General features: G+C 59.1%; 28 protein-coding genes and 1 riboswitch. Of the genes, 7 read left to right on the top strand and 21 right to left on the bottom strand.

The features are described 5' to 3' along the window. The first annotated feature begins 141 nt into the window (after nucleotides 1-141). Both HBN61_RS18340 and HBN61_RS18345 read left to right on the top strand, forming a co-directional pair. Nucleotides 142-621, top strand: coding sequence for a hypothetical protein (locus HBN61_RS18340; protein ID WP_170047504.1), 480 nt, complete (start codon nucleotides 142-144; stop codon nucleotides 619-621). A 147-nt stretch (nucleotides 622-768) separates the two neighbouring features. Then, nucleotides 769-2,070: an OmpP1/FadL family transporter gene (locus HBN61_RS18345; RefSeq protein ID WP_170047506.1), complete on the top strand. Its 1,302-nt coding sequence runs from the start codon at nucleotides 769-771 to the stop codon at nucleotides 2,068-2,070. Nucleotides 2,071-2,154: 84 nt separating this feature from the next. Here the strand turns inward: HBN61_RS18345 and HBN61_RS18350 are convergent, their stop codons facing one another. From HBN61_RS18350 to cobO, 14 genes are all read right to left on the bottom strand, one after another. Then, the gene (locus tag HBN61_RS18350) at nucleotides 2,155-2,706 is read right to left on the bottom strand and encodes a glutathione peroxidase (protein ID WP_170047508.1); all 552 of its coding nucleotides are present in this window, start codon (nucleotides 2,704-2,706) and stop codon (nucleotides 2,155-2,157) included. 55 nt (nucleotides 2,707-2,761) lie between these two features. Then, complete coding sequence (locus HBN61_RS22715) at nucleotides 2,762-2,884, bottom strand: hypothetical protein (protein WP_262498805.1); 123 nt, start codon at nucleotides 2,882-2,884, stop codon at nucleotides 2,762-2,764. Then, the gene (locus HBN61_RS18355; protein ID WP_178088604.1) at nucleotides 2,881-4,089 is read right to left on the bottom strand and encodes an MFS transporter; all 1,209 of its coding nucleotides are present in this window, start codon (nucleotides 4,087-4,089) and stop codon (nucleotides 2,881-2,883) included. The genes HBN61_RS22715 and HBN61_RS18355 overlap by 4 nt, the downstream gene beginning before the upstream one ends. 51 nt (nucleotides 4,090-4,140) lie before the next feature. Continuing rightward, entirely contained in the window at nucleotides 4,141-4,554 is a 414-nt protein-coding gene (locus HBN61_RS18360; RefSeq protein WP_170047509.1) for a MarR family winged helix-turn-helix transcriptional regulator, read from the bottom strand. A 123-nt stretch (nucleotides 4,555-4,677) separates the two neighbouring features. Then, nucleotides 4,678-5,415 carry an adenosylcobinamide-GDP ribazoletransferase gene (locus HBN61_RS18365; protein ID WP_170047511.1) on the bottom strand — a complete coding sequence of 246 codons (738 nt, stop codon included), beginning with the start codon at nucleotides 5,413-5,415 and terminating at the stop codon, nucleotides 4,678-4,680. Further along, entirely contained in the window at nucleotides 5,412-5,990 is a 579-nt protein-coding gene (cobC, locus tag HBN61_RS18370) for an alpha-ribazole phosphatase family protein (RefSeq protein ID WP_170047513.1), read from the bottom strand. Before cobC ends, HBN61_RS18365 begins: the two co-directional genes overlap by 4 nt. Next, on the bottom strand, nucleotides 5,987-7,042 hold the full coding sequence (gene cobT, locus HBN61_RS18375) for a nicotinate-nucleotide--dimethylbenzimidazole phosphoribosyltransferase (protein WP_170047515.1): 1,056 nt from the start codon (nucleotides 7,040-7,042) through the stop codon (nucleotides 5,987-5,989). The genes cobC and cobT overlap by 4 nt, the downstream gene beginning before the upstream one ends. Continuing rightward, nucleotides 7,039-7,560 carry a bifunctional adenosylcobinamide kinase/adenosylcobinamide-phosphate guanylyltransferase gene (gene cobU / locus HBN61_RS18380; RefSeq protein ID WP_094994749.1) on the bottom strand — a complete coding sequence of 174 codons (522 nt, stop codon included), beginning with the start codon at nucleotides 7,558-7,560 and terminating at the stop codon, nucleotides 7,039-7,041. Before cobU ends, cobT begins: the two co-directional genes overlap by 4 nt. Nucleotides 7,561-7,605: 45 nt before the next feature. Continuing rightward, nucleotides 7,606-9,060: a cobyric acid synthase gene (locus HBN61_RS18385; RefSeq protein WP_170047517.1), complete on the bottom strand. Its 1,455-nt coding sequence runs from the start codon at nucleotides 9,058-9,060 to the stop codon at nucleotides 7,606-7,608. Further along, a complete protein-coding gene (gene cobD / locus HBN61_RS18390) occupies nucleotides 9,057-10,049 on the bottom strand; it encodes a threonine-phosphate decarboxylase CobD (protein WP_170047519.1) in 993 nt (330 codons plus the stop codon). Before cobD ends, HBN61_RS18385 begins: the two co-directional genes overlap by 4 nt. Continuing rightward, a complete protein-coding gene (gene cbiB / locus HBN61_RS18395) occupies nucleotides 10,042-10,950 on the bottom strand; it encodes an adenosylcobinamide-phosphate synthase CbiB (protein ID WP_170047521.1) in 909 nt (302 codons plus the stop codon). Before cbiB ends, cobD begins: the two co-directional genes overlap by 8 nt. Continuing rightward, nucleotides 10,947-11,597: a 5,6-dimethylbenzimidazole synthase gene (gene bluB / locus HBN61_RS18400; protein ID WP_170047522.1), complete on the bottom strand. Its 651-nt coding sequence runs from the start codon at nucleotides 11,595-11,597 to the stop codon at nucleotides 10,947-10,949. The genes cbiB and bluB overlap by 4 nt, the downstream gene beginning before the upstream one ends. Beyond that, on the bottom strand, nucleotides 11,594-12,907 hold the full coding sequence (locus HBN61_RS18405; RefSeq protein WP_170047524.1) for a cobyrinic acid a,c-diamide synthase CobB: 1,314 nt from the start codon (nucleotides 12,905-12,907) through the stop codon (nucleotides 11,594-11,596). The genes bluB and HBN61_RS18405 overlap by 4 nt, the downstream gene beginning before the upstream one ends. A 10-nt stretch (nucleotides 12,908-12,917) precedes the next feature. Further along, nucleotides 12,918-13,529, bottom strand: a complete 612-nt coding sequence (gene cobO / locus HBN61_RS18410) for a cob(I)yrinic acid a,c-diamide adenosyltransferase (protein WP_170047526.1) — start codon at nucleotides 13,527-13,529, stop codon at nucleotides 12,918-12,920. Nucleotides 13,530-13,610: 81 nt separating this feature from the next. Further along, a riboswitch (cobalamin riboswitch) is annotated at nucleotides 13,611-13,853 on the bottom strand. A gap of 125 nt (nucleotides 13,854-13,978) precedes the next feature. On the opposite strand from cobO, the gene HBN61_RS18415 reads away from it, so the two are divergent. Further along, nucleotides 13,979-15,286 (top strand): PQQ-dependent sugar dehydrogenase, encoded by a 1,308-nt coding sequence (locus HBN61_RS18415; RefSeq protein ID WP_170047528.1) that lies wholly within the window; start codon nucleotides 13,979-13,981, stop codon nucleotides 15,284-15,286. Nucleotides 15,287-15,353: 67 nt separating this feature from the next. On the opposite strand, the gene HBN61_RS18420 is transcribed toward HBN61_RS18415, so the two are convergent. The 5 genes from HBN61_RS18420 to HBN61_RS18440 all read right to left on the bottom strand — a co-directional run bounded on the left by HBN61_RS18420 (nucleotide 15,354) and on the right by HBN61_RS18440 (nucleotide 19,935). Next, nucleotides 15,354-15,893, bottom strand: coding sequence for a C40 family peptidase (locus tag HBN61_RS18420; protein WP_094994731.1), 540 nt, complete (start codon nucleotides 15,891-15,893; stop codon nucleotides 15,354-15,356). Nucleotides 15,894-16,036: 143 nt separating this feature from the next. Further along, complete coding sequence (locus HBN61_RS18425; protein WP_094994730.1) at nucleotides 16,037-16,660, bottom strand: C40 family peptidase; 624 nt, start codon at nucleotides 16,658-16,660, stop codon at nucleotides 16,037-16,039. 210 nt (nucleotides 16,661-16,870) lie between these two features. Continuing rightward, nucleotides 16,871-17,575, bottom strand: a complete 705-nt coding sequence (gene hda, locus HBN61_RS18430) for a DnaA regulatory inactivator Hda (protein WP_047276383.1) — start codon at nucleotides 17,573-17,575, stop codon at nucleotides 16,871-16,873. Nucleotides 17,576-17,802: 227 nt separating this feature from the next. Next, nucleotides 17,803-18,876, bottom strand: coding sequence for an AI-2E family transporter (locus tag HBN61_RS18435; RefSeq protein WP_094994729.1), 1,074 nt, complete (start codon nucleotides 18,874-18,876; stop codon nucleotides 17,803-17,805). A 33-nt stretch (nucleotides 18,877-18,909) separates the two neighbouring features. After that, nucleotides 18,910-19,935: a DUF2066 domain-containing protein gene (locus HBN61_RS18440; RefSeq protein ID WP_170047530.1), complete on the bottom strand. Its 1,026-nt coding sequence runs from the start codon at nucleotides 19,933-19,935 to the stop codon at nucleotides 18,910-18,912. Nucleotides 19,936-20,318: 383 nt separating this feature from the next. Between HBN61_RS18440 and purM the strand changes: the two genes are divergently transcribed. The 4 genes from purM (at nucleotide 20,319) to HBN61_RS18460 (ending at nucleotide 23,200) form a co-directional block, all read left to right on the top strand. Beyond that, nucleotides 20,319-21,377, top strand: a complete 1,059-nt coding sequence (gene purM, locus HBN61_RS18445; protein WP_047276389.1) for a phosphoribosylformylglycinamidine cyclo-ligase — start codon at nucleotides 20,319-20,321, stop codon at nucleotides 21,375-21,377. Further along, a complete protein-coding gene (gene purN, locus HBN61_RS18450; RefSeq protein ID WP_170047532.1) occupies nucleotides 21,377-22,027 on the top strand; it encodes a phosphoribosylglycinamide formyltransferase in 651 nt (216 codons plus the stop codon). Before purM ends, purN begins: the two co-directional genes overlap by 1 nt. A gap of 8 nt (nucleotides 22,028-22,035) precedes the next feature. Beyond that, nucleotides 22,036-22,755 carry a DUF3108 domain-containing protein gene (locus HBN61_RS18455; RefSeq protein WP_170047534.1) on the top strand — a complete coding sequence of 240 codons (720 nt, stop codon included), beginning with the start codon at nucleotides 22,036-22,038 and terminating at the stop codon, nucleotides 22,753-22,755. A 262-nt stretch (nucleotides 22,756-23,017) separates the two neighbouring features. Beyond that, the gene (locus tag HBN61_RS18460) at nucleotides 23,018-23,200 is read left to right on the top strand and encodes a hypothetical protein (protein WP_170047536.1); all 183 of its coding nucleotides are present in this window, start codon (nucleotides 23,018-23,020) and stop codon (nucleotides 23,198-23,200) included. Between the two features lie 75 nt (nucleotides 23,201-23,275). On the opposite strand, the gene HBN61_RS18465 is transcribed toward HBN61_RS18460, so the two are convergent. Further along, nucleotides 23,276-23,821 (bottom strand): DUF2058 domain-containing protein, encoded by a 546-nt coding sequence (locus HBN61_RS18465; RefSeq protein WP_047276399.1) that lies wholly within the window; start codon nucleotides 23,819-23,821, stop codon nucleotides 23,276-23,278. Between the two features lie 22 nt (nucleotides 23,822-23,843). Continuing rightward, nucleotides 23,844-24,677, bottom strand: a complete 834-nt coding sequence (gene mazG, locus HBN61_RS18470; RefSeq protein WP_048376538.1) for a nucleoside triphosphate pyrophosphohydrolase — start codon at nucleotides 24,675-24,677, stop codon at nucleotides 23,844-23,846. Between the last annotated feature and the right edge of the window lie 47 nt (nucleotides 24,678-24,724).

The raw sequence follows: 24,724 nt of genomic DNA on the forward strand, positions 1-24,724 counted from the left end.
GTTTTAAAAACAGTCCGTTACAGCAAAGATATGACACTACACTTCAACTCAAGCGGTTCATTCCGCTTCCGGCGAACCCTACCGACTCATCGCTGCCAAGCGCCTGGGTGTAGCCGGCCAATTTCAGGCTTCGAGGTTGCCATGGGTATTGCTGCCAGGGAGTTGAGACTTTACGTGATCCGGCCAACGCTTCTTTATTTAGGCATGAACAATCCTGATGCAGAGGCGTTGTTGCTGGGCATTGCTGCAAGTCAGTCCAACTTGGGCTCCGCACTCCACGACCGACGCGGGCATGGTCTTTACAGTATTCGTGAACCTCGACACGCCGCGCTGTGGGATGACTACCTCGCACATGACCCGGATCTGGCAAGCCTTGTAAGAGGGCTCGCCAGTCAACACGCTTTTTTATGCAGTCCTCACCTCGAGCTAACTGTAAATTTGCGTTACGCCACGGCAATCGCATGGATGTTGATTGAAGAGCAAAAAGCCATCATCCCTAAAACCAACGATGTAGTGGGCATGGCCAAAGTTTGGCGCCAAGTCTTTGAGCCACAAGGACGTTTACGTGACTTCGCTCATGCTTGGCGCATCTGCGTTACACCTCTCAACCAGGTGGCTTGAGATTTTCAACCACCTCAACAACCAGAAAAAGACCTAAAACCGGTAGGATTGTCCTACAAAACAACGCTATCTCCTGCGATTTGGCCTATAGCGCTTCAACAAAAATGTTGGTAGCTTTCCACCCGGTGATCAAAAGGAGTTCTAATAATGAAAAAAGTAATGCTCAAGACCACACTTAGCCTCGCCGTCACTTTGGCTTCCAGCCAGATTTTCGCCAGCGGCTTCGCCCTCAACGAACAAAGCGTCAGCGGTATGGGGACCGGTTTCGCAGGTCGTTCATCTTCTGCCGACGATGCCAGTACCGTATTTGGTAACCCTGCCGGTATGTCCCGCCTGCAAGGTCAGCAAGTGACCGGCGGTTTCGCAGTTATTGATGCTTCGACCGATATCAAAGATGCCCGTGGCAGCATTGCCGGCACCAATAAAGGCGACATGGTTCCCTTCACTGGCGTCCCGATGGGCTTCTACACCAATAAACTCAACGATCAGTGGTCTGTTGGTTTTGGCCTGTACGCACCGTTCGGTCTGGTCACCGATTACGAAAGCAGCTTCCAGGGCCGCGGTTTTGGCAGCAAAAGTGAAGTGAAGGTTGTCACGCTGCAACCGACCATCAGCTATGCCTTCAACGACCGCGTTTCGATTGGTTTTGGTCCGACTATCAACCGCATTGCCGGTACGCTTGAGTCCGAAATCCGTTTGACCCCTATCCCGCAAGCTCGGGCAGGCGACAACAACGTCAAGATCAAGGGTGATGACACGGCACTGGGCTTCAACGCCGGTATCCTGATCCAGGCGACTGACACGACTCGCGTAGGTCTGACGTACCACTCCAAGGTGAAATACAAACTCGACGGCCACACCAATGTCACCGCGAGTGCCGATCCTTTCACCGCAGCGCGCCTGAAAAGCAATCGCTATGACGCCTCGTTGAAAATTGACACCCCTGAATCCTGGGACCTGTCGGTGACTCAAGAGCTTTCGGATGCCTGGCGAGTGTACGCAGGTACCACCTGGACACGCTGGAGCCGCCTCAAAGACATCACTGTTGAAAACAAAGGTGTCACCGCTGCTGCCGGTGGCGCTGCAGCACCTCAGTTGTTCGGCACCATCACCGAAGAGCAGAACTGGCACGACACCTGGGCTTACGCTATCGGTACGTCGTATCAGCTCAACAAGCAATGGGTTGTGCGTACAGGCCTGACCTGGGATCAGTCGCCAACCAACAACACCAACCGTTCCCCACGTATTCCTACGGGTGACCGGACAATCTTCAGCCTGGGTGCCGGTTATGCCGTCACTGATGACTTGACCATTGACGTGGCCTACTCCTACCTGAAGGAAGAGTCCGTTAAAGTTCACGACTCCAAGCCACAGATTGGCAGCTTCTACGAAGCCAAATATGAAAACAGCGCGAACGGCTTCGCAGTGGGCGCAACCTACAAGTTCTAATTCGCGACGAGCCTCACGGTTCATCTGCTGAATTAAAAAATCCCCGCCTCGGTGACGAGCGCGGGGATTTTTATTGGCCGTTAATCAGGGTTTTGAAGCAATGGCCTTTTCGATCGCCTCGATCAGCTCCGGACTGTCGGGCTCAGTCAGGCTGGAAAAGTTGGCAATCACATTGCCCTGACGGTCCACCACGTATTTATAGAAGTTCCACTTCGGCGCGTTGCTTTGCTCAGCCAGCACTTTGAAGAGGTGCGTTGCATCTGCCCCACGAACTTTCTGCGGATTGGTCATGGTGAACGTCACGCCGTAGTTCACGTAACACACCTTGGCAGTCTCTTCCCCATCCTTGGCCTCTTGCTTGAAGTCATCCGAGGGCACGCCAATCAGCTCAAGCCCCTGATCCTTATAGCGTTGATTCAACGCTTCAAGCCCTTTGAATTGGGGCGCGAACCCGCAGAAACTTGCGGTATTGACAATGACCAGCGGCTTTCCGGCAAAGCGTTGGCACAAGTCGATGGACTCTTTTGATCGCAACTTGGGCAACGAACCTTCGAGCAGCGGCGGGCATTGTGCCGCCCAAACAGGTCCTGCACACGCCAACAACAGTACGGGCATCGCAATCCAGCGCTTGAGCATCATTGGTGTCCTTTTAAAAAATACAGGCCCTGAACTTACGCGCCCGGCCCATGAACTAGCAAGTAGCCATGCCCAGTTGCAGCAACGCCAGTCCACCTTGATGCCAGCCCCACCATGCCAGAGCGATAAGGGCCGACCCCACACCCAAGCCACCCAGCCAGATCCAGGTTGAACTCACACCCCACGCTCCTGCAATTGCAAACGCGCAACGGGCCGCTCGCGCACCGGTAAATTAAGGGCCGCCGCCAACAGGCTCAAAACAATCGAAACCTGCCAGATCAAGTCATAACTCCCGGTTTGATCATAGACCACACCGCCGAGCCAGCCACCCAAAAATGCCCCCAACTGGTGGAACAGAAAAACGATGCCGCCCAGCATCGACAGGTTACGCACACCAAACAGTGTCGCTACCGTACCGTTGGTCAGGGGCACCGTCGACAGCCACAAAAACCCCATGGCCATACCGAACAAGTAAGCACTGAACTGCGTAACCGGCGCCCACAAGAACAGCACGATGACCACCGCCCGCGCCAAATAGAGACCGGTCAACAAGCGTGGCTTGGACATCCGCCCGCCCAGCCAACCTGCCGTGTAGGTGCCAAAGATATTGAACAGACCGATCAGTGCCAGCACAGACGTACCGACAGTCGCAGGCAGATGCTGATCAACCAGATAGGCCGGCAAATGAATGCCGATAAAGACCACCTGAAAACCGCAGACGAAAAAACCAAAGGCCAAAAGCCAGAACCCCGAGTGGCTGCACGCCTCGTGCAACGCTTGTTTGAGGGTCTGTTCGCCGCCCAGTGCGGGCATGGGGCGATCCTTGAGCATGCTCACCAGCGGCACGATCAGCGCAACCAACAGGCCTAACACCAATAAGGCCGTTGACCAACCGAGCCAGCCGATCAGCCCCAGCGTGCCAGGCAGCATGGCGAACTGCCCGAAGGAACCTGCTGCGCTGGCGATCCCCATGCCCATGCTGCGCTTTTCAGGCGGCAAGGCACGCCCTACGACACCGAGGATCACGGAGAACGAAGTGCCCGACAGGCCAATCCCGATCAGCAGCCCTGCGCTCAATGACAGCGACAGCGGCGAATCGGACATCCCCATCATGACCAGACCCACCGCGTATAGCACGCCGCCGACGATCACGACCCTGGCCGCGCCAAACCGGTCCGCCAGCGCCCCGGTGAAAGGCTGCGCCAAGCCCCAAATCAAATTTTGCAAAGCGATAGCGAACGCAAAGACTTCTCGGCCCCAGCCGAACTGCGCACTCATCGGCGGCAGAAACAGGCCGAAGCCATGCCTCACGCCCAAGGACAGCGCCAAGATCAGCGCGCTGCCCAGCAAGACCCAACCGCTATTACGCCACACCGTTGTCATTTTTATTCTCCGGGAGCGGGTATAAACCCTTTGAAGACACGCGACTTACCCTTAGTCAGTGCCTGCCAATTCGTTCAACAGTTCTAAAAGTTGGGCGCGTCGCGCTTCACCCAAGCGGTCCATCAAGCGTTGCTGCGCGCGCTCCCACGCGGGCAGGGCCGCAGCAAGACGCTCATTACCCGCCTCGGTCAGGCACACCAGTCGGTTACGCTGATCAGCGCCTTCAGAGAGTTTCACCAACCCCATCCCCTCAAGCACCCGCAAATTGCGGCCCAGCGTGCTGCGGTCCAGCCCCATCGCTTCGGCAAGGCTGGAAATGCTCGGTCGGTCCATACGCTTGAGGTTGCAGAGCAGTGAATACTGGGCAACGTTGATCCCCGAGCCATCCAGGGCGCCGTCGTAATGCCTGCTGACGCCACGCGCCGCACGCCGCAGGTTGGTGCATAAACACTGGGTTGGTAACATTTTGTATGTATATACCCGCAATAAAAGAGTTACAAGAATAAAACCTTAGCCGCTGTTGAAGCCTGAGCCAGCCCGAAATACGCCGCGACTGCCGCGGCGGCTCATTCCCGTTCAAAACGGTGGCTACCCGATCAGGGCCAGACCGACCAATACCCACACCTCAAGCAACTCCAGTAGCGCGCCGGCGGTATCGCCGGTGGTGCCGCCCAATCGACGCATCATCATTCGGCGCAACCACGCAAACCCGATGATGGCCAAGACCAGCGACCACACGCCACTCATCCCCCCCAGCAGCACACCAACCAACGCGCTGACGCCCAGCACCCACCAGCCTGTCGAGCGCGGCAAATGATCGGCCAGCGCCTGCCCCAGCCCACCGGCGCGCACATAAGGTGTGGTCAAAAACACACCCAGCAACGCACTGCGCCCGATCAGCGGCACAATCAGCAACGCCACGTACTGTTGCTGCTCGATCACCGCCAGCAAGGCAGAGAACTTAAGCAGCAGCACCAACCCCAAGACCACCACGGCAATCGGGCCGCTGCGTGGGTCTTTCATGATGGTCAGCGTGCGCTGGCGATCACCAAACCCGCCCAACCACGCATCAGCGCTGTCCGCCAGGCCGTCCAGGTGCAACCCGCCGCTGAATAGCACCCACACCGTTAGCAGCAGGGCGGCATGTAACATGAGCGGCGCGCCTGACAAGCACACGTTCACGCCCCACAAAACAGCGCCCAACAGCAGGCCCACCAGCGGGTAATACAGGAGCGAACGGCCGGTTTCCCGAGGTGACGGCATACCGGGCAACCGCACCGGCAAACTGCTCAAAAATTGCAAGGCAATCCAGAACGGCCCCCTCATGCGCTCACCTCATGCAACTCACCCTCAGCGCTCACTTGCACGTGCAGCAAGGCGCCGTGGGGCACCGCGACGTTCAGCAACTGTTCGCGGGGCAAGCCGCGAGCTTGAGCCAATAACCGTTTGATCACACCACCGTGGCAAACCACCAGCACTTTTTGACCCGCGTACTGGTGTTGCAGCCGCAGAACCGCTGCCATCACACGCTCGGCAAACTCCAGCACCGGCTCCCCTTCAGGCGGGGTAAAGGCATACGGGTCTGACCAGAACAAGCCCAACGCCTCAGCATCGGTTTCCATTAAGGCCGCCGCGCTCTGCCCTTCCCACACGCCAAAGTGCAACTCCTGAAGATCCTTGTCGAGGGTCAACGGCAGGTCCAGCGACGCAGCCAGATCCTGCGCAAACAGGCGGCAGCGCTGTAATGGCGAGCTGACAATCCGCTCCCACGGCCCCTGTCCCTGAACCGCCTCGCGCATTTGCGACCAGCCCAGTTCGGTCAGCGCATCGTCCAGACTGCCGCGCAGGCCACCGCCCAGTTCGGTTTCCCCATGGCGCAACAGGTCCAGGCGCACAGTCATGCCGGGCGATCCGCCACGGCTGCTTCGGCAAACGTCGCCATTTGCCCGTGCAGGTCACAGGCCAGCCGCAGCAACGGCACCGCCAGTGCCGCCCCGCTGCCTTCGCCCAGCCGTAGGCCAAGATCAAGCAGAGGCTCTGCTGCGAGGCTCTCGAGCACGTGACGATGCCCCTGTTCGGCTCCGCGATGGCTGAAGACCATCCATTGACGGCACTCGGGATTCAAACGCACGGCAACCATCGCCGCGACCGTGCAGATAAAGCCATCCACCAACGCCACAAGCCCTTCTTGGGCACAGGCCACATACGCGCCCGCCAGCGCGGCGATTTCAAAACCACCGAGACGGAATAACGTTTGCAGCGGATCGTCCAGCCAGCCAGCATGGAACGCCAACGCCTGCTCAATTACCCGTGCTTTGTGGCTGACGCCCGCAGCGTCCAGCCCTGTACCGGGGCCCGTCAACAACGATGCCGGGCATTGAAGCAACGCGCTGGCCACCGCACTGGCGGAGGCGGTGTTGCCAATACCCATTTCGCCGCCGATAAACAGTTCCCCACCTTCCTCACGGGCCCGTATCACGCTGTCGCGCCCTGCTTGCAAGGCCTTCAGGCCTTGTGCGTCCGTCATGGCCGGCCCCGTGGCGAAGTTCGCCGTGCCCGCCCCCAATTGCAAATGACGGACACCCGCCAGATCGAGCATCGGCGTGACCGTCCCCAGGTCAACCACGTCCAGTTGCGCGCCCAATTGCCGTGCCAGCACACTGATCGCCGCACCGCCACTGACAAAATTGTGCAGCATTTGCCCGGTCACGGCTTGTGGGTACGCTGAAACACCCTCGGCCACCACCCCGTGATCTCCGGCGAAAAGGGCGATCCATAACTGATCGACACGCGGTTTGACCCGCCCTTGCAGCCCGGCCAGTTGAATCGCCAGGGTTTCGAGCTGCCCCAGTGAACCAGCAGGTTTGGTCAATTGCTGTTGACGCTCGGCAGCTGCCTTTTGTACGTCACGGTCAAGGGATTTACACGGGCGCAGCCACCACGGCGTGTTCATAAGGCAGTTCCTTTCAACGTCAGGGGCAAGCCTGCGACGGTCAACACAACCCGCTCACAGCGCTCGGCCAAAGCTTGATGCAGCCAACCGGCTTCATCGACATAACGGCGCGTCAACTCGCCCAGCGGCACGACACCCATTCCGGTTTCATTGCTGACAAAAATGATCTCTCCCGGCAGCGCTGTCAGGCACGCCAGCAAGGCATCACGCTCAGCAATCAGGCGTTGCGGGTCTTCGAGCATCAACAGGTTGGTCAACCACAACGTCAAGCAGTCCACCAGCAGGCATGTATCGGCACGGGCACTTTCGCGCAGCACGCGGGCCAATGCCAACGGCTCTTCAATCAACCCCCAATCGGCAGGACGCCGCTCGCGGTGGTGACGAACACGGTCATTCATCTCCAGGTCAAGCGGTTGGCTGGTGGCGATGTAGGTCACCGCGCACCCCGAGCCGGCTGCCAGCGTTTCTGCCAGACGGCTCTTACCCGAACGGGCACCGCCCAAAATCAGTTGCAGCATGTTCATGAACCTCTAAAAAATCAGCCTGCGGCAGCGATCACCGGGTTATTCAAGCCCGCACAGCTGGCGCAAGCGGTCGGTGTCCAAATGGTTTTCCACCAGATCAGCCAACCGCTCAATATCGCGCTCACGCAGCGCGTGGTAGTCCACAGACTGGACGTTGCGCAGGCCGGCCCAGCGCAGCAGGGCACTGCACGCTGCGGGCGACTCGAACAGGCCATGCACGTAAGTCCCGATGATTTGCCCGTCTGCGCTAAGCGCGCCATCGCATCGGCCGTCTTCGAGCCGCACGGCGGGCTGTTCAAGGGCTGGCCCGCTGGTTACCCCGGCGTGAATCTCATAACCACTGACCTCGGCGTTTTCCAGCGCAAGCTGCCCGCGGACATTACGCAGTTGTTTTTCAGCTTCCAGCTGCGTGCTAAACGCCAACAGGCCCAGCCCGTCGCTGGAACCCGGCGCGCCTTCGAGGCCCAGCGGGTCGTGTACCTGTTCGCCAAGCATTTGCAAGCCACCGCAAATCCCCAACACCCGGCCGCCATAGCGCAAATGCCGCTCAATGACCGCGTCCCAGCCATTGGCGCGCAGGTAGTCCAAGTCACTGCGCACGCTTTTGGAACCCGGCAGGATGATCAGGTCGGCGGCCGGAATCGACTGGCCCGGCCCGACAAACTGCACATCCACTTGGGGATGCAAACGCAGCGGGTCAAAATCGGTGTGGTTGCTGATGCGCGGCAGCACCGGCACCACCACCTTCAGCACATGCCCCTCTTTACTGATCTGACGCTGATCGATGCCGTCTTCGGCTTCAAGGTGCAGGTCCATCACATAAGGAAGCACTCCGATCACCGGCTTGCCCGTCCGTTGCTCCAGCCAGTCGAGCCCCGGTTGCAGCAATGCGATATCGCCGCGAAAACGGTTAATGATAAAACCCTGAACCCGTGCCTGTTCGCTTTCCGACAGCAGTTCGAGGGTGCCGACCAAATGGGCGAAAACGCCGCCGCGATTGATGTCGGCAATCAGAATCACCGGGCAATCCACCGCTTCGGCAAAGCCCATGTTGGCAATGTCGCCTGCGCGTAAATTGATCTCGGCCGGCGACCCCGCGCCTTCGACCATCACCAAGGGATAGGCCGCACTCAGACGTGCATGGGAGGCCAGCACAGCCTGCATCGCGATGGTTTTGTAATCGTGATAAGCCACCGCGTTCATGCTGGTCACGGCACGCCCGTGAATGATCACTTGCGAGCCGGTGTCGCTGTTGGGTTTGAGCAATACCGGGTTCATGTCGGTGTGCGGCGCCAGCCCGGCAGCCTGCGCCTGAACGGCCTGGGCGCGACCGATCTCGCCGCCCTCAGCTGTCACCGCACTGTTGAGCGCCATGTTCTGCGGCTTGAAAGGCACCACACGCACGCCTTGACGGGTCAACCAACGGCACAACGCCGTTACCAATGTACTTTTGCCCGCATCGGACGTGGTGCCTTGCACCATCAACGTGCTCATGGGATTTCCTTGGTGTAAGCCTGCAAAGCCAGGTCCAGCTTCAGCCAATGGGCCTCCTCGGCGGGAAGGCCAAAACGCAGGCTGCTGTTATGGGCAAACAGGCGCAGGAGTATGCCGCGCCGGGCCATGAAGTCGTAGAGGTGCTCAGCGTGCGGGGTGATCAGCCACTGAAACAGTGCACAGCCGCCCTGTGCAGGCAACCCGTACTGACTGAGCATCGCCACCAGACGCTGGCTGGCCTGCTCGCTGCGCTGGCGTTGCCGGGCATGCGCCTCGGTGTCGAGCAGGCACGCTTGCCCCAGCACCCGCGTCGGTCCGCTGACAGCCCACGGGCCGACGTGCTCAGCGAGCAACTTGAGCAGCTTGAGTTCCGCCAGCACAAAGCCAAGACGCACCCCCGCCAGCCCGAAAAACTTGCCGAACGAACGCAACACAATCAGGCCGGTACGCTGGCTCTGCGGCGCCAGGCTCAACTCAGGGGTGTTGTCCATGAACGCTTCGTCCACCACCAGCCAGCCGCCGCGCTGTACCAGGCGCGCATGCCAGTCCAGCAACCGTTCGGGTGACAGGCTCAGGCCCGTCGGATTATTGGGGTTGACCACCACCAGCACGTCCAGCGTGTCGAGATAAAAATCGACTTCCTGCTCCAGGATTTCGCGCACGATGTGCCCGTTGCGGCGCCAGGCCTCTGCATGCTCGGCATAACACGGTGACAGCACGCCGACCTTGCCACTGCGACGCAGACGGGGCAGCAACTGGATAGCACATTGCGAACCCGGCACAGGCAAGACTTCAGGGGCGCCGTAATAGCTGCACGCGGCCTGTTCAAGACCGTCATCGGTTTCGGGCAAGCGCGCCCAGGCCCGCTCGGGAATAACAGGGACTGTGAAGGGCCAGGGCGCCAGACCGCTGGACAGGTCCAGCCAGTCAGCTTCGGCAATCCCGTATTGCAGGGCTGCCTGTCGCAAACGTCCACCGTGCTCAAGCATAAAACTCACTCCCGACACACAGAATCAGCAGCCACAGCCACACGCCACGCTGCACCAATTGCCAGCCGCGCCCGATGGAATCGGCGTCGGCGGGCGGGCCTTCACCCAACTGCGGGCGCTCGTGCAATTCACCGTGGTAAATCGCCGGGCCACCCAGTGCGACCCCCAGCGCGCCAGCACCGGCCGCCATGACCGGGCCCGCGTTGGGGCTGTCCCAGTGCGGCGCCTGCGTTCGCCAGCACTGCATGGCGAGCCGAGTTTTGCCCAGCAGTGCGTAGGTCAGGGCGACCAGACGCGCAGGCACGTAGTTAAGCAAATCGTCGATGCGCGCAGCAGCCCAGCCAAAACGTTCGAACCGTTCAGTGCGATAGCCCCACATGGCATCGAGGGTGTTACTCATACGATAGAGCACCACGCCGGGAGCACCCGCCACGACAAACCAGAAAATCGCAGCAAACACCGCGTCGCTGCCGTTTTCCAGCACCGACTCGGTGGCGGCCCGCGCCACTTCGGTCGAGTCCAGTTCGCTGGTCTGGCGGCTGACCAGATAACCCACACGGGTGCGGGCGTGATCCAGATCCTGACTGCGCAACGCCTCAGCCACAGGTTGCACGTGTTCGCCAAGGCTGCGCATGCCCAGCGCGCAATACAGCGCCAGAATGTCCACCAGCCAACCGATATAAGGCAGCCATGACAACGCCGTGGCCAAAATCGTCAACGGGATCACGGCCAACACCCAAGCGGTCACGCCGTGACTGCGCCAGCCACGTCCACCGGAATTAAAACGCTGTTCGATGCGGTCTGCCATACGGCCGAACGCAACTAGCGGATGCCAGCGTTTGGGCTCACCCAGCAATGCGTCCAACGCCACCCCGGCGACGCACAGCAACGCCACACTCATGGGCTCACCCCCCAATAGTTCTCGTACACCAATTCGTTGAGAGGACGCGCCTGCGCCCACCCTTCCAGCACCAGCATAGGCGCCGGATAAAACGCCGCGACCGGCCCCAGGCACAACACCGCCAACGGTTTTGCGCCGGCAGGCAGGCCCAGCAGATCCGCCAGTGCTTGCGGCTCGAACAACGACACCCAGCCCATGCCCAACCCTTCAACCCGGGCCGCCAGCCACAGGTTTTGAATGGCACAGGACAACGACGCCATGTCCATCTCCGGCAACGTGCGGCGCCCGAAAATATGCTTCTCGCGATCGTCCATTAATGCGGCAACCAGCACTTCGGCGCAGTCGTTGATGCCTTCGACCTTAAGGGTCATGAATTCATCAGAACGCTCGCCCAGCGCTTGTGCGGTGCGTACACGCTCCTCTTCCACCAGCGCCTGAACCTTGGCGCGCAGTTCACGGTTGGTGATGCGGATAAACCGCCACGGCTGCATCAAACCCACGCTGGGGGCTTGGTGCGCCGCTTCGAGCAAGCGGGCCAGCAGTTCGGGGGCGACCGTTCCCCCACTGAAATGGCGCATATCGCGGCGCTCGGCGATGGCGCGATACACCGCTGCGCGCTCTTGGGAACTGAATGCGTTGTCGCTCATGGCACCTTCACAGCACAGGGCGCGAACAGCGCAGCCACGGCCTTGGGATTGGAGGGAAAGTAAAAGTGCACATAAGACGCCGTCATACGGCCTTCGCGATACACCGCTTCGGCGCCACGCCCCCCGTTAGGGCTTAGGCCGCGGGCAATGGGTTGCAGCTCGGTGCTGGTCAGCGAGTGGTGATAGGTATGACCGCGCAGCAGGCCTTCGGGCATGTCAACAGCTTGCAACGCCAGTGCCGCGAGACGCTTTTGCATGGTTGCCTCCCCCGTCAGCACGCCCACCAATTCAGCACGTTGGCCGTCGACATCCGTCAAGGCATCGAGCAGGTAGAGCATGCCGCCACACTCCGCCAGTAACGGCTTGCCTGCAGCGTGGTGAGCACGAATCGCGTCGAGCATCGCGTGGTTACGCGACAGCTCAAGGTGATGCAACTCCGGGTAGCCTCCCGGCAAATACAGGCTGTGCGCCGCAGGAAGCTGCGTGTCGCGGATCGGCGAAAAGAACAGCAGCTCAGCGCCCATGTCGCGCAGTAAAGCCAAGCTCGCGCCGTATGTAAAAGCGAACGCTTCATCCCGCGCCACGGCAATCCGGACGCCCGCCAACAATGGCTCGACCTTTACCGGCTCGGGCGCCGCGAACTCAACAGCGGGTGGCAGCGCTACCTCGCAGGTGCTGGCGAGGGCGTCGGCGGCCGCATCCAGGCGTGCGTCCAGGTCATTCAACTCGCTGGCCTGCACCAGCCCCAAGTGACGACTGGGCAATTCGATGCCGGTTTCCCGGGACAGCGCGCCATACCAGCGCAACCCTTCGGTCAAACTGCCTTCGAGCAACTGCGCATGACGCACCGTGCCCACCCGATTGGCCAATACACCGGCAAAGGGCAGGTCCGGCTGATACCGCGCCAGCCCCAACGCCAGGGCGCCGAAGGTTTGAGCCATTGCGGTGCCATCAATCACGCCCAGTACCGGCACCCCGAAGTGACGCGCCAGGTCAGCGCTGGACGGCGTGCCATCAAACAGCCCCATCACCCCTTCAATCAGGATCAGGTCTGCCTCACCCGCGGCGTCCCACAGCAGACGTCGACTTTCCTGCGCGCCCACCATCCACAAATCGACCTGATACACCGGCGCACCGCTGGCACGCTCCAGAATCATCGGGTCGAGGAAATCCGGGCCACATTTAAACACCCGCACCTTGCGCCCCTGATTGCGGTGCAATCGGGCCAAAGCGGCGGTAACGGTGGTCTTGCCCTGACCGGAAGCCGGCGCGGCGATCAACACCGCCGGGCAATGACGCGACTCTCTCATGCTTGAACACTCACAGTTCGATGCCTTTCTGGGCTTTGATGCCGGCCTGGAAAGCGTGTTTAACCACATTCATTTCCGTCACGGTGTCGGCCAGATCAATCATTTCAGGTTTTGCACAGCGTCCGGTGACCAGTACGTGCTGCATCGGCGGACGGGCTTGCAGGTCAGTCAGCACCTGTTCCAGATCGAGATAGCCGTGTTTGAGCGCAATGTTCAACTCATCCAGCACGACCAGCCCGATGGACGGATCACGCAGCATTTCACGGGACACTTCCCACGCAGCCTCGGCAGCGGCGATGTCGCGCTGACGGTCCTGCGTCTCCCAGGTAAAGCCCTCGCCCATCACGTGATAGCGCACTTGCTCCGGGAAGCGACGGAAGAAGAGTTCTTCGCCGGTGCTGTTGCGTCCCTTGATGAACTGCACCACGCCACACTGCATGCCGTGGCCCATGGCGCGGGCCAGCATGCCGAAGGCCGAGCTGCTCTTGCCTTTACCGTTGCCGGTCAACACCAGCAGCAGACCACACTCATTGGGTGCGCTGGCAATGCGCTCGTCCATGACGGCTTTTTTGCGCAGCATGCGCGCCTGATGACGTTCGTCGCGTTCGGGGGATTCATTCATGGCAGCTCTCCGTTGGGGCTGAAAAAAGCAAACGGGAGGCGGGGGAGATTTAACAAAAGCGACACACCGTCGCCCGCCGCGAGGTGCTGGATGGGTCAGGCCGGTCTCCGGGCTCATGAGCGGGCCGCCTGTACACAAGCAGCCCTGACCGCGCGCCTTCCCGTGAACAGACACAGTGGCACTTAGCGTGGTGTTGACTCATTTACCGTTGCGGGGGCAGCGCCGGAATCGTGGCCCCGGCGCACTGCACCTGAACCCTCACCGGCTTCCCTGTTTCACCCTGCCAGCCCATGGCTGCAGAGCACCTGAAACAAGCGGCGAAGGTTAGAGGGTTGGGGGGGGAGCGTCAATTAAAGGTAGTGCACATACCCACAGCAAAATGGCATTACCCTGAACCTTTGCCTCGCCAAGCTTCTCTATCACTTACACCCCTACTCATGGAGATTCACATGCTCAAGCGCCAGCACGCTGTTGTCATCGTACTTGCAGCAGGATTAGCCGCCTGTGGTGAGAGTTCGACTTTGCAAGTGGCGGATGGCACTGGCCCGTCGCCCAAGCTGCCTGAACCTAACAAGACGCTGATCCCGACGGTCAATATCGCCCCCGCCGTGGGTTGGTCGCAGGGAGCCAAGCCGATTGCTGCCGAAGGCCTGCAGGTCAGCGCCTTTGCCGAGGACCTTGATCACCCGCGCTGGCTGTATGTGCTGCCCAACGGCGATGTGCTGGTGGCGGAAACCAATGCCCCGCCCAAACCGGACGACAGTAAAGGGATTCGCGGCTGGGTGATGGAAAAGGTCATGGGTAAAGCTGGCGCGGGCGTGCCCAGTGCGAACCGGATCACACTGTTACGCGATGCCAATCACGATGGCATCGCCGAAACCCGCAGCGTGTTTTTGCAGAACCTGAACTCGCCATTTGGCATGGCCCTGGTCGGCAACGATCTGTACGTGGCCGACTCCGACAAACTGCTGCGCTTCCCGTACCAAGCCGGTGAAGACAGCATCAGCGCTCAGCCGACCAAAGTGGTCGACCTGCCAGGCGGCCCGCTGAACCACCACTGGACCAAAAACGTGATTGCCAGCCCCGATGGCAAGAAGCTCTACGTGACCGTTGGCTCTAACAGCAACGTGGGCGAGAACGGCACGGACAAGGAAGAAGGCCGCGCGGCGATCTGGGAAGTGGACCCCGCCACCGGCAGCCACCGCATTTTCGCGTCCGGCTTGCGCAACCCCAATGGCATGGGCTGGGAACCGTCGACCGGTAAACTCTGGACGGCAGTCAATGAGCGCGACGAGATTGGCAGCGACCTGGTGCCGGACTACATCACGTCTGTCAAAGACGGTGGCTTTTATGGCTGGCCCTACAGCTATTACGGTCAACACGTCGATGCCAGGGTGAATCCGCAAAACCCTGAGCAAGTAGCAAAAGCCCTAGCGCCTGACTATGCACTCGGCCCGCACACCGCTTCATTAGGGTTGAGCTTTGCCGACGGCAGCAAGTTGCCGAACTTCACCGAAGGGGCTTTTGTCGGCCAGCACGGCTCATGGAATCGCAAACCCCATAGCGGTTACAAAGTCATTTTCGTACCGTTTGCCGATGGCAAACCGACCGGGATGCCGATGGATGTATTGACCGGGTTCCTCACCGCCGATGAAAAAGCGATGGGCCGTCCGGTGGGCGTAGTGATCGACAAGCAAGGAGATCTGTTGGTGGCAGATGATGTCGGCAACAAGATCTGGCGGGTGTCCGCGAAGTAAGGTACTGCTGCCCGGAATAGAAAAAGAGGCTGTGTGATCACAGCCTCTCTCTGTATAACAGGCCCGCTTAAGGGTTGCGGGCCAGGTGCTGCTCGGTTGGCAGTACACGCTTGGCATTCAGGTAGGCTTTTTGCCAGTAGGCTTTGGACAGGCTGTCGAGCTTGACGGTACCGCCGGTGGCTGGCGCGTGTACGAAGCGCCCTTCTCCCACGTAAATTCCCGCATGACTGACTTGCGTCCCGCCACTGGTAGCGAAAAACAGCAAGTCACCGGTTTGCAGCTTGTCTTTACCCACATTCGGCGCACTCATCACGATCATCTCGCGGGTCGAGCGCGGCAACGAAATCCCGGCAGCGTCGTTGTAGACGTACTTGATAAGGCCACTGCAATCAAAGCCCGAGTCAGGGGTGTTGCCGCCCCAACGATAAGGCGTGCCCACCAGACCCAGCGCACGGAACAACACATCGGCGGCGATGGGCGAGAAATCTTCAGAGGGATTGGCAAATACCACCGGCTTTTTGGCCACTGGGGCGGGCGGTGGGTTGCTGGCGCAAGCACTGAGCAGGGCTGCTAGAGTCAAAACTGAGAAGCGGGCCATGATTGACATAAACAGAACGTTCCTGATTCTGGATACGGCAACTCGGCCGCGAAACCTGAAACCGCGACAGGCAATACCTTCGCGGCTCAGGAATTTAACAATGCGACTGAATTCTAGCCCTTAGAGGCCAAACTTCAAGTGAAGCTTTAACTTTACTTGCGGGCGATTACGCTCGTTGGCGCCATGGCCAGTGCACGCTTGGCTTCAATGAAGGTTTTACTCCAGTAGGTATCGCCCAACTTGTCGATACGCACACCACCGCTGCGGCGGCTGCTGGAGTGGATGAACTGGTCATCACCCAGGTAAATCCCCGCGTGACTGACACGACCGCGGCCGTTGGTGCTGAAGAACAGCAGGTCACCCGGCTTGAGTTTGTTGCGAGCAACCAGCGGCGCATCAACGTTGATCATCTCGCGCGTTGAACGCGGCAATTGCATGCCAGCCTCTTCGCGGAACAGATAACCGATAAAGCCGCTGCAGTCGAAGCCTGCTTCCGAGGTGCCGCCAAAACGGTAACGGGTACCGATCAGGGACATGCCACGCTCAAGAATGCTGTCAGCCAACGCTGGCAACTCGTAAGGCTTGCTGTTCTCGGAGAATTGCGCCAGTTCTTTTTCGGTCGCCAGTTCTTCCTGATAAAGAGCGGAATCCTGGGACACTGATGACTTATGAGCCTGCTGGTCGACCACTTGCTGAGACACTGGCGAGTGCGCAGCGCAACCAAATAACAGGGTAACGAGTGCGAGGGGCACGAGGGGTGCGAAGCGATTTAGCATGGGCACGACCGTGGCTTGTGGGAAAAGTAGCCGCGACTATGCCAACTATGATCCTCATTTGCAAATTCAATCGATCTAAATGTGACTCGCCAGTTTTGTCATGACATCTAAGGTTTTACACCCCTGACGATAAATTCTGCGTTTGCCACCCTTCTGGCACGCGGGTTTTCTGACGCCTGTCATTTGTCGAAACGGCTTGAAACGGCGTGTTTACCAGCCCAGGGTTTCTTTCAGGAAAGGGATGGTCAATTTGCGCTGGGCTTGCAAAGAGGCCTGATCGAGCTGCTCCAGCAGGTCAAACAGCGCACTCATGCTGCGGGTGCCACGGGTGAGGATAAAGTGCCCGACTTCGTCGGTCAGGTGCAGGCCACGACGCGAAGCTCGCAACTGCAAAGCACGCAGCTTGTCCTCGTCGGACAGCGGTCGCATCTGGAAGATCAGGGCCAGGGTGAGGCGGGATTTGAGGTCAGCCAGTTTGATCGGCAGCTCTCGCGGTGACGCCGAAGCCGCAATCAACAGCCGTCGCCCGCTGTCGCGCAGACGGTTGAACAGGTGGAACAGTGCTTCTTCCCAGTCCGCGCGACCGGCGACTGCCTGAAGGTCATCCAGACACACCAGCTCATACTGTTCGAGGTTATCGAGGATTTCGATGCCGCGATCCATCAATTCGCCCAACGGCAGGTACACAGCAGGTTCGCCCATCTGTTCAAAACGCAGGCAGGCTGCCTGCAACAGGTGCGTACGTCCTACGCCGTGCTTGCCCCACAGATAAATCAGACTTTCTGTCCAGCCGGCGTCGGCTTCGCATAGACGCTCGACATAGCCGAGTGCAGCGGCATTGGCGCCTGGATAGTAGTTTATGAAGGTAGCGTCATCACGCAGACGCACACCTAGGGGCAGCTGAATCGGTTTCATGCTGACTGAACAGTTCAAACGAACCGTTAGTGGCCTCTGTGTAAAGTTTGCAAAGTTTATACCCGTTGTAGCCGGGCGCACAATGTAACAGACCACGAGCAAAATCAAAGGTTTGCGTTAAGGCCTTGGATTATTTGAGTTTTTTCCAATTCCAACGGGCCATGCGGTGCAACAAAAAAGGCAGGCCCGTCACACGACCGGCCTGCCTTTTTCTCACGTGACGAGACCTATAACTCCGGGTCTTCCTCGCCTTTGTACACCTGCGACTCCTTGTACATGTCCTGCACATGACGGACCAGCACCATGATCACGGCGGCGACCGGCAAAGCCAGCAACACCCCGGTAAACCCAAACAGTTCACCCCCAGCCAAAATCGCAAAAATCACGGCCACCGGGTGCATACCAATTTTGTCACCCACCAGTAAAGGCGTGAGCACCGTACCTTCCAACGCCTGGCCGACCATGAACACCGCCACGATCCCGAGCATCGGGTACAGATCACCACCAAACTGGAACAGCCCGGCAGTTAATGCCGCGCCAATGCCGATGATGAACCCCATGTACGGCACGATGGCCGCGATACCCGCCATCAAGCCGATCAACAACCCCAGCTCCAGCCCGACGAGCATCAGGCCTGCGGAATAAATCACCCCGAGCGCAAGCATTACCAACAACTGCCCACGCACAAACGCGCCGAGTACGTCATGGCACTCTTTGGCCAGCGAAACGATTTGTTCTTCGCGGTCGCGCGGCAGCAAGCCACGGATCTTGGCCAGCATGATGTCCCAGTCGCGCAGCAGGTAGAAAGCCACCACCGGGATCAACACCAGATTGGCCAAAAAGCCGATCAGCGCCAGGCTGGACGCCGTGGCCTGCGACAGCACCACCCCGACGATATCGGACGCCTGCCCCATATGCTCAGTGATAGCGGCCTTGATCTTGTCGAACTTCCAGAAGCCGTCGCTCAGGCCGAATTTGCTTTGCGCCCACGGCACCGCCGTGTGCTGCAACCAGTCCAGCACTTGGGGCGCCAGTTGATAGAGCTTCATCAACTGCTTGGCCAGCAAGGGCACCAGGATCAGCACCAGCCCCGTTACGATCACCGTGAACAGCGCAAACACGGTCACGACGCCCCAGGTTCTGGAGAAGCCGAACTTCTCCAGACGGTCCACCACAGGATCGAACATGTACGCCAGTACGATAGCAACCAGAAACGGCGTGAGTATCGGATGCAAGAAATACACAAACAGGGCGAACACCAGCGCCATGCCCCACCATACCCATCGCCGCGAATCCGTCATCAAGCGTCCATCCTTTATATAGAAGAGAAAAACCTACCAGCGAAAGCGTAGCTGCGCGGCAGGCGTAGCGGGCGTCTGACCCGCCTCAGTCACCGGCGCGCTTTCACTCGTCGGGATTTCCTGCAAATGCGCCAGCCCTAATTGAGAGCGCAACTGCTCGGCGCTGCCATTGACCTGATACACGCTACGGTCGCCGTCCATGCGCACGAGTTGCCCACCAAACGGTTCAAGCAAACGCCCCAGCGAGGCATAACGCTCTAGGGTCATGCCTTGCACTTCCAGCAACTGCTCAGTGGAAACGCCCGGCTTGACCACGTAACGCGGCGCCAGGCGCTCACTCACGGCCAGCATCACTGCATCGGCCAGTGCCGCCTGATCCGCCGCCTGCGCGCTGCCCTGCTCTTGTTGATCTCCCAGCCACATGCGCCATTTAGCTTGCCACTGGCCGCCCTCTTCACGGGCATGTACCGCCAGCAACGCATCGGCGCCATAACGCTCGGATGCTTCACGCAACGGGGCAGGATTGGAGCCTTCAATATTGTCGACCGTGCCGACCAGTTGCTCACTCAAGTCAGCCAGCGGCAAACGCAAGGGCAAACCCCTGTGTTGCGCTGCACGGCGCAGGGGTTCGGCGGCCGACTGCCCGTCACCTACCAGGCTTGAGCCTTCAACCGAGTCGCTCAGCCACCAGCTCAACAACGCCGGGCGATTGCTGCCCCACAACGACAGGCCCGCCTGCCGCAACGCACGTTCGGTGCTCACAGGATCGAAATCCACTTGCAGGCTTTCGGGCGGCCCGGCGTCATATCCGTATTGACGAATGATTTGCTGGGGGTCTTTGCGCACCGGATCCAGACCAGGATTTTGCAGCGCCTTGGCATCGCCGGTCACGCGGATCACCAGTGTTTCCAATGCTTTTTGCGTGGCTTGGGTGCGCTCTTCGGGAGACTGACTGCTCACCGGCTCACGCACTTGATACAAATTGGTCAGAATTTCGGCATGGCTCGCCAGACTAAAAAAGGACAAACAGCCTGCAGCTAAAAGGTGATGAAAACGCATGAAATATTCCTGACGACAAAAAAGCAGTCTTGAAAGACCCGATAAATCCACTGCTGCAGGTTTCAGACAGGGCGCAAGCCAAATCATTCACCGCGGCGGCAGCGTTTTCACGCGGTCATAAAAAATCAAAAGTGAACCCGTATACCTTATACAGGCCTGCCCGCAGCGGCCAGTACGACTAAAAAAGGTTTTTTTCGCGCTATATAACCCTGCCCGTCGGCCCGAGGATGGCCGCTGCCCTTCAAGCCTGATAAAATCGCGCGCCTTCGCAGACCGGCGACAGCCGGGCACCCGGCAAATGCTTCATTCACAGCGATGAGCACTTGCCAGCGGGCCCTCTGAGATCGGTCGACCTCCCCGAATCCCCCCTAAAGGCCTGGATTATGAGCAAGCAACCATCCCTGAGCTACAAAGACGCCGGTGTAGACATCGACGCCGGTGAAGCATTGGTCGAACGCATCAAGAGCGTGGCCAAGCGCACTGCACGCCCGGAAGTGATGGGCGGCCTCGGCGGTTTTGGCGCCCTCTGCGAAATTCCTGCCGGTTACAAGCAGCCTGTTTTGGTCTCCGGCACCGACGGCGTTGGCACCAAGCTGCGTCTGGCCCTGAACCTGAACAAACACGACAGCATCGGCATCGACCTGGTGGCCATGTGCGTGAACGACCTGATCGTGTGCGGCGCCGAGCCACTGTTCTTCCTCGATTACTACGCCACCGGCAAACTCAACGTTGAAACCGCGACCCAGGTGGTAACCGGTATCGGCGCAGGTTGCGAGCTGTCCGGCTGCTCGCTGGTAGGCGGCGAAACCGCTGAAATGCCAGGCATGTACGAAGGCGAAGACTACGACCTGGCAGGTTTCTGCGTTGGCGTGGTCGAAAAATCCGAGATCATCGACGGCTCCAAAGTGGCTGCCGGTGACGCCCTGCTCGCCCTGCCGTCTTCAGGCCCGCACTCCAACGGTTACTCGCTGATCCGCAAGATTATCGAAGTGTCCGGTGCAGACATCGAAAACATCCAGCTCGACGGCAAGCCGCTGACCGACCTGCTGATGGCCCCGACCCGCATCTACGTCAAGCCGCTGCTCAAGCTGATCAAGGAAACCGGCGTGGTCAAGGCCATGGCGCACATCACCGGCGGTGGCCTGCTCGACAACATTCCGCGCGTGCTGCCTAAAGGCGCCCAAGCCGTGGTGGACGTGGCCAGCTGGCAGCGCCCTGCGGTATTCGACTGGCTGCAGGAACAAGGCAACGTGGCCGAAACCGAAATGCACCGCGTACTGAACTGCGGCGTTGGCATGGTGATCTGCGTGGCTCAGGCTGACGTAGAAACCGCTCTGAACGTGCTGCGTGAAGCCGGTGAACAGCCTTGGGTCATCGGCCAGATCGCAACCGCCGCAGAAGGCGCTGCGCAAGTCGAGCTACAAAACCTCAAGGCACACTGATGCCTGACACGTGTGATGTAGTGGTGCTGCTTTCCGGCACAGGCAGCAACTTGCAGGCCTTGATCGACAGCGATGACATCAAGGCTAGCCCGGCCACCCTGCGCGCGGTGATTTCCAACCGCGCTGACGCACCGGGCCTGCAACGCGCCAAGAACGCGGGGATCGACACCCGCGTTCTGGATCACAAAGCATTCGAGGGCCGCAAGGCCTTCGATGCTGCACTGATCGAAATCATCGACACTTTCAATCCGCACCTGGTGGTACTGGCCGGCTTCATGCGCATACTCAGCGCTGACTTTGTGCGCCATTATCAGGGGCGCCTGCTGAATATCCATCCGTCTTTATTGCCCAAACACAAAGGCCTGCACACGCATCAACGTGCACTGGAAGCGCAGGATCGTGAGCATGGTTGCAGCGTGCACTTCGTAACCGAGGAACTCGATGGCGGCCCTCTGGTCGTACAGGCAGTGCTACCTGTCGAGCCTGAAGACACGCCAAGCAGTCTGGCGCAACGGGTTCACGCCCAGGAGCACCGGATTTACCCCCTTGCAGTGCGCTGGTTTGCCGAGGGCCGCTTGTCTCTCGACGAACAAGGTGCATTATTGGACGGTCAATTACTCCCGGCCAGCGGCCACCAGATACAAATCTAGGAGATTTTATGCGTCGTGCCCTGCTCCTTGCCCTTAGCCTGCTAGCCATACCAGCAGTGCAAGCGGCCGATCTTCAGCCTTTCACGGCCAGCTACACCGCCGACTGGAAACAGTTGCCGATGAGCGGCTCCGCGGAACGCAGCCTGGTCAAAGATAAAGAAAAAGACAACGTCTGGACCTTGAACTTCAAGGCCTCGATGCTGGTAGCGAGCCTGAACGAAGTAAGCACACTCAAGCTGGAAAAAGACCAGCCGGTTCCTCTGAGCTATCACTTCGAACGGGGAGGCTTGGGTAAAGTCAAAAATGTAGACCTGAACTTCAACTGGAAGGACATGACGGTTACCGGGACCGACAACAAGACGCCTGTGACGGTAAAACTGCTGACCGGCATGCTCGACAAGTCGACCTACCAACTGGCCCTGCAGCGCGACGTACTGGCCGGCAAAAAGTCGATGAGCTACCAGGTGGTTGATGGCGACGAAGTAGACACTTACGACTTCCGCGTAATCGGCCCCGAAGTAGTCACCACCAAAGCCGGTAAAATCAACGCCATCAAGGTTGAGCGCGTGCGCGATCCAGCCCAGAACAAGCGCATCACCGAAATGTGGTTCGCCAAGCAATGGGATGGCCTGCTGGTTGCCTTGCGTCAGGTCGAAAAAGACGGCAAGGAATACAACATCATGCTGCTCGACGGCACGGTGGACGGCAAGACAGTCAAAGGCGAATGAGCCGCGACTGACAGTGCCAGACAAAAAACCTCGCTCCGGCGAGGTTTTTTTTGACCTTGAAACCCCGGCAAAGATGAAACTTTTGTCATAAAACTTTCGGTTACTGACGCAAACACCCCGCTACACAAGGGCTGCATGGTGTTGTGCATTTTCTGGCACATGACAGCACACCCACCAGCCATTTACTTAGCAAGCTAACAAACTCTATAAAGAAGATCTGCGACGACTTGCCGCATACCCCATCAGAATTTGGAGCAAACAGATGACGATTAAAGTAACTGAGCGCGACGATTCACGTATGTTCCACCAACTCGTGGCCCACGGTGTTCACCTGTGGGATGTTCACCAGGAAGACGTATTGGTCGGTATGTTCCACCGCGAAAGCGACGCCCGGGACTACAAGGCCGAGCTGGAAAAGCTGGAAGCGCAACAGCGCCGGCCCTGAAGCATTGATACGACCCTCTTGAAAACAACAAACCCCGCCGAAGCGGGGTTTGTTTTGACAGCCATGAAGGCGTGCTTACCACATCAGATCATCTGGGATCTGGTACGCCGCATACGGATCGTCTTCTTCAGGTGTTTTCGGCTCAACCAGAATGTTGAGCTGCACGATCCGGCGCGGGTCGCGCTCCTGAATTTTCAATGCCGCTTCACGCGGGATAACTTCGTAGCCACCCTGATGCTGCACGATCGCCAGCGAGCCATTGGCCAGCTTGTTGCGCATCAGCGTGTTGACCGACAGGCGCTTGACCTTCTTGTCGTCCACGAAGTTGTAGTAGTCCTCAGTGCTGAGCTTGGGCAAACGCGAAACTTCGATTAATTGCTTGATCTGAGCGGCACGGGCCTTTTGTTCAGCCTTCTCCTGTTGCTGACGGTTCAGCTCCTGGTCGCGCTTGATCTTCTCGGCTTTGGCTTCGGCCGCCAGGCGCTGCTGAGTGTCATCCAGCTCGATCTGGCCTTTATGGGCCAGACGTTGCTGCTTCTGCTTTTCTTTACCGGCCTGCTTGGCCTGTTTCTCGTTGACCAGTCCGGCTTTGAGCAACTGGTCGCGTAGGGAAATGCTCATCTACTTACTCACTTAGGCAAACTCAGCCGCAGCTGGGTAAATTCTTTTCCTGGCGCTTGGCTTCACCCCAGAGGGCGTCCAGGTCTTCAAGGGTGCAATCTTCAATGGGACGCAGGGTATCGCGCAATGCCTGCTCGATAAACCTGAAACGCCTGTCAAATTTGGCATTTGCCCCACGCAAGGCCGTTTCAGGGTCAACTTTCAGGTGTCGCGCCAGATTCACCACGGAAAACAGCAGGTCACCGACCTCGTCATGGATGGCAGTCGAGTCGTTGTCCGCCATGGCTTCCAGCACTTCGTCGAGTTCTTCACGCACTTTGTCCAGCACCGGCAGGGCCGCAGGCCAGTCGAAGCCTACCTGAGCGGCGCGCTTCTGCAATTTGGCGGCCCGCGATAAGGCGGGCAACGCCACGGGCACGTCATCGAGCAAAGACAACTGATGGGGCGCCGACGCTTTTTCGGCCCGTTCTTGAGCCTTGATTTCATCCCAACGCTGCTTGACCTGTTCTTCGCTCAGGCGCGGCACGTCCAGCGGGGCATACAGATCGCCCGTCGGAAATACATGGGGATGGCGGCGGATGAGCTTGCGGGTGATGCTGTCAATGACCCCGGCAAATTCAAAGCGCCCTTCTTCACGGGCTAACTGGCTGTAATAAACCACTTGAAACAACAAGTCGCCCAACTCGCCTTGCAAGTGCTCGAAGTCGCCCTGCTCGATGGCGTCCGCGACTTCATACGCCTCTTCAAGGGTGTAAGGCACGATCGTGCGGTAGGTTTGCTTGATGTCCCACGGGCAGCCGTACTGCGGATCACGCAGCCGGGCCATGAGGTGGAGCAAATCGTCGAGGTTGTACATCACGGATCTCTTCTACAAAACGCTATGAGCAGGGCCGCACGCAACGC

It is taken from the genome of Pseudomonas sp. WS 5071 (assembly GCF_012985765.1).
Taxonomy (GTDB): domain Bacteria; phylum Pseudomonadota; class Gammaproteobacteria; order Pseudomonadales; family Pseudomonadaceae; genus Aquipseudomonas; species Aquipseudomonas lundensis_A.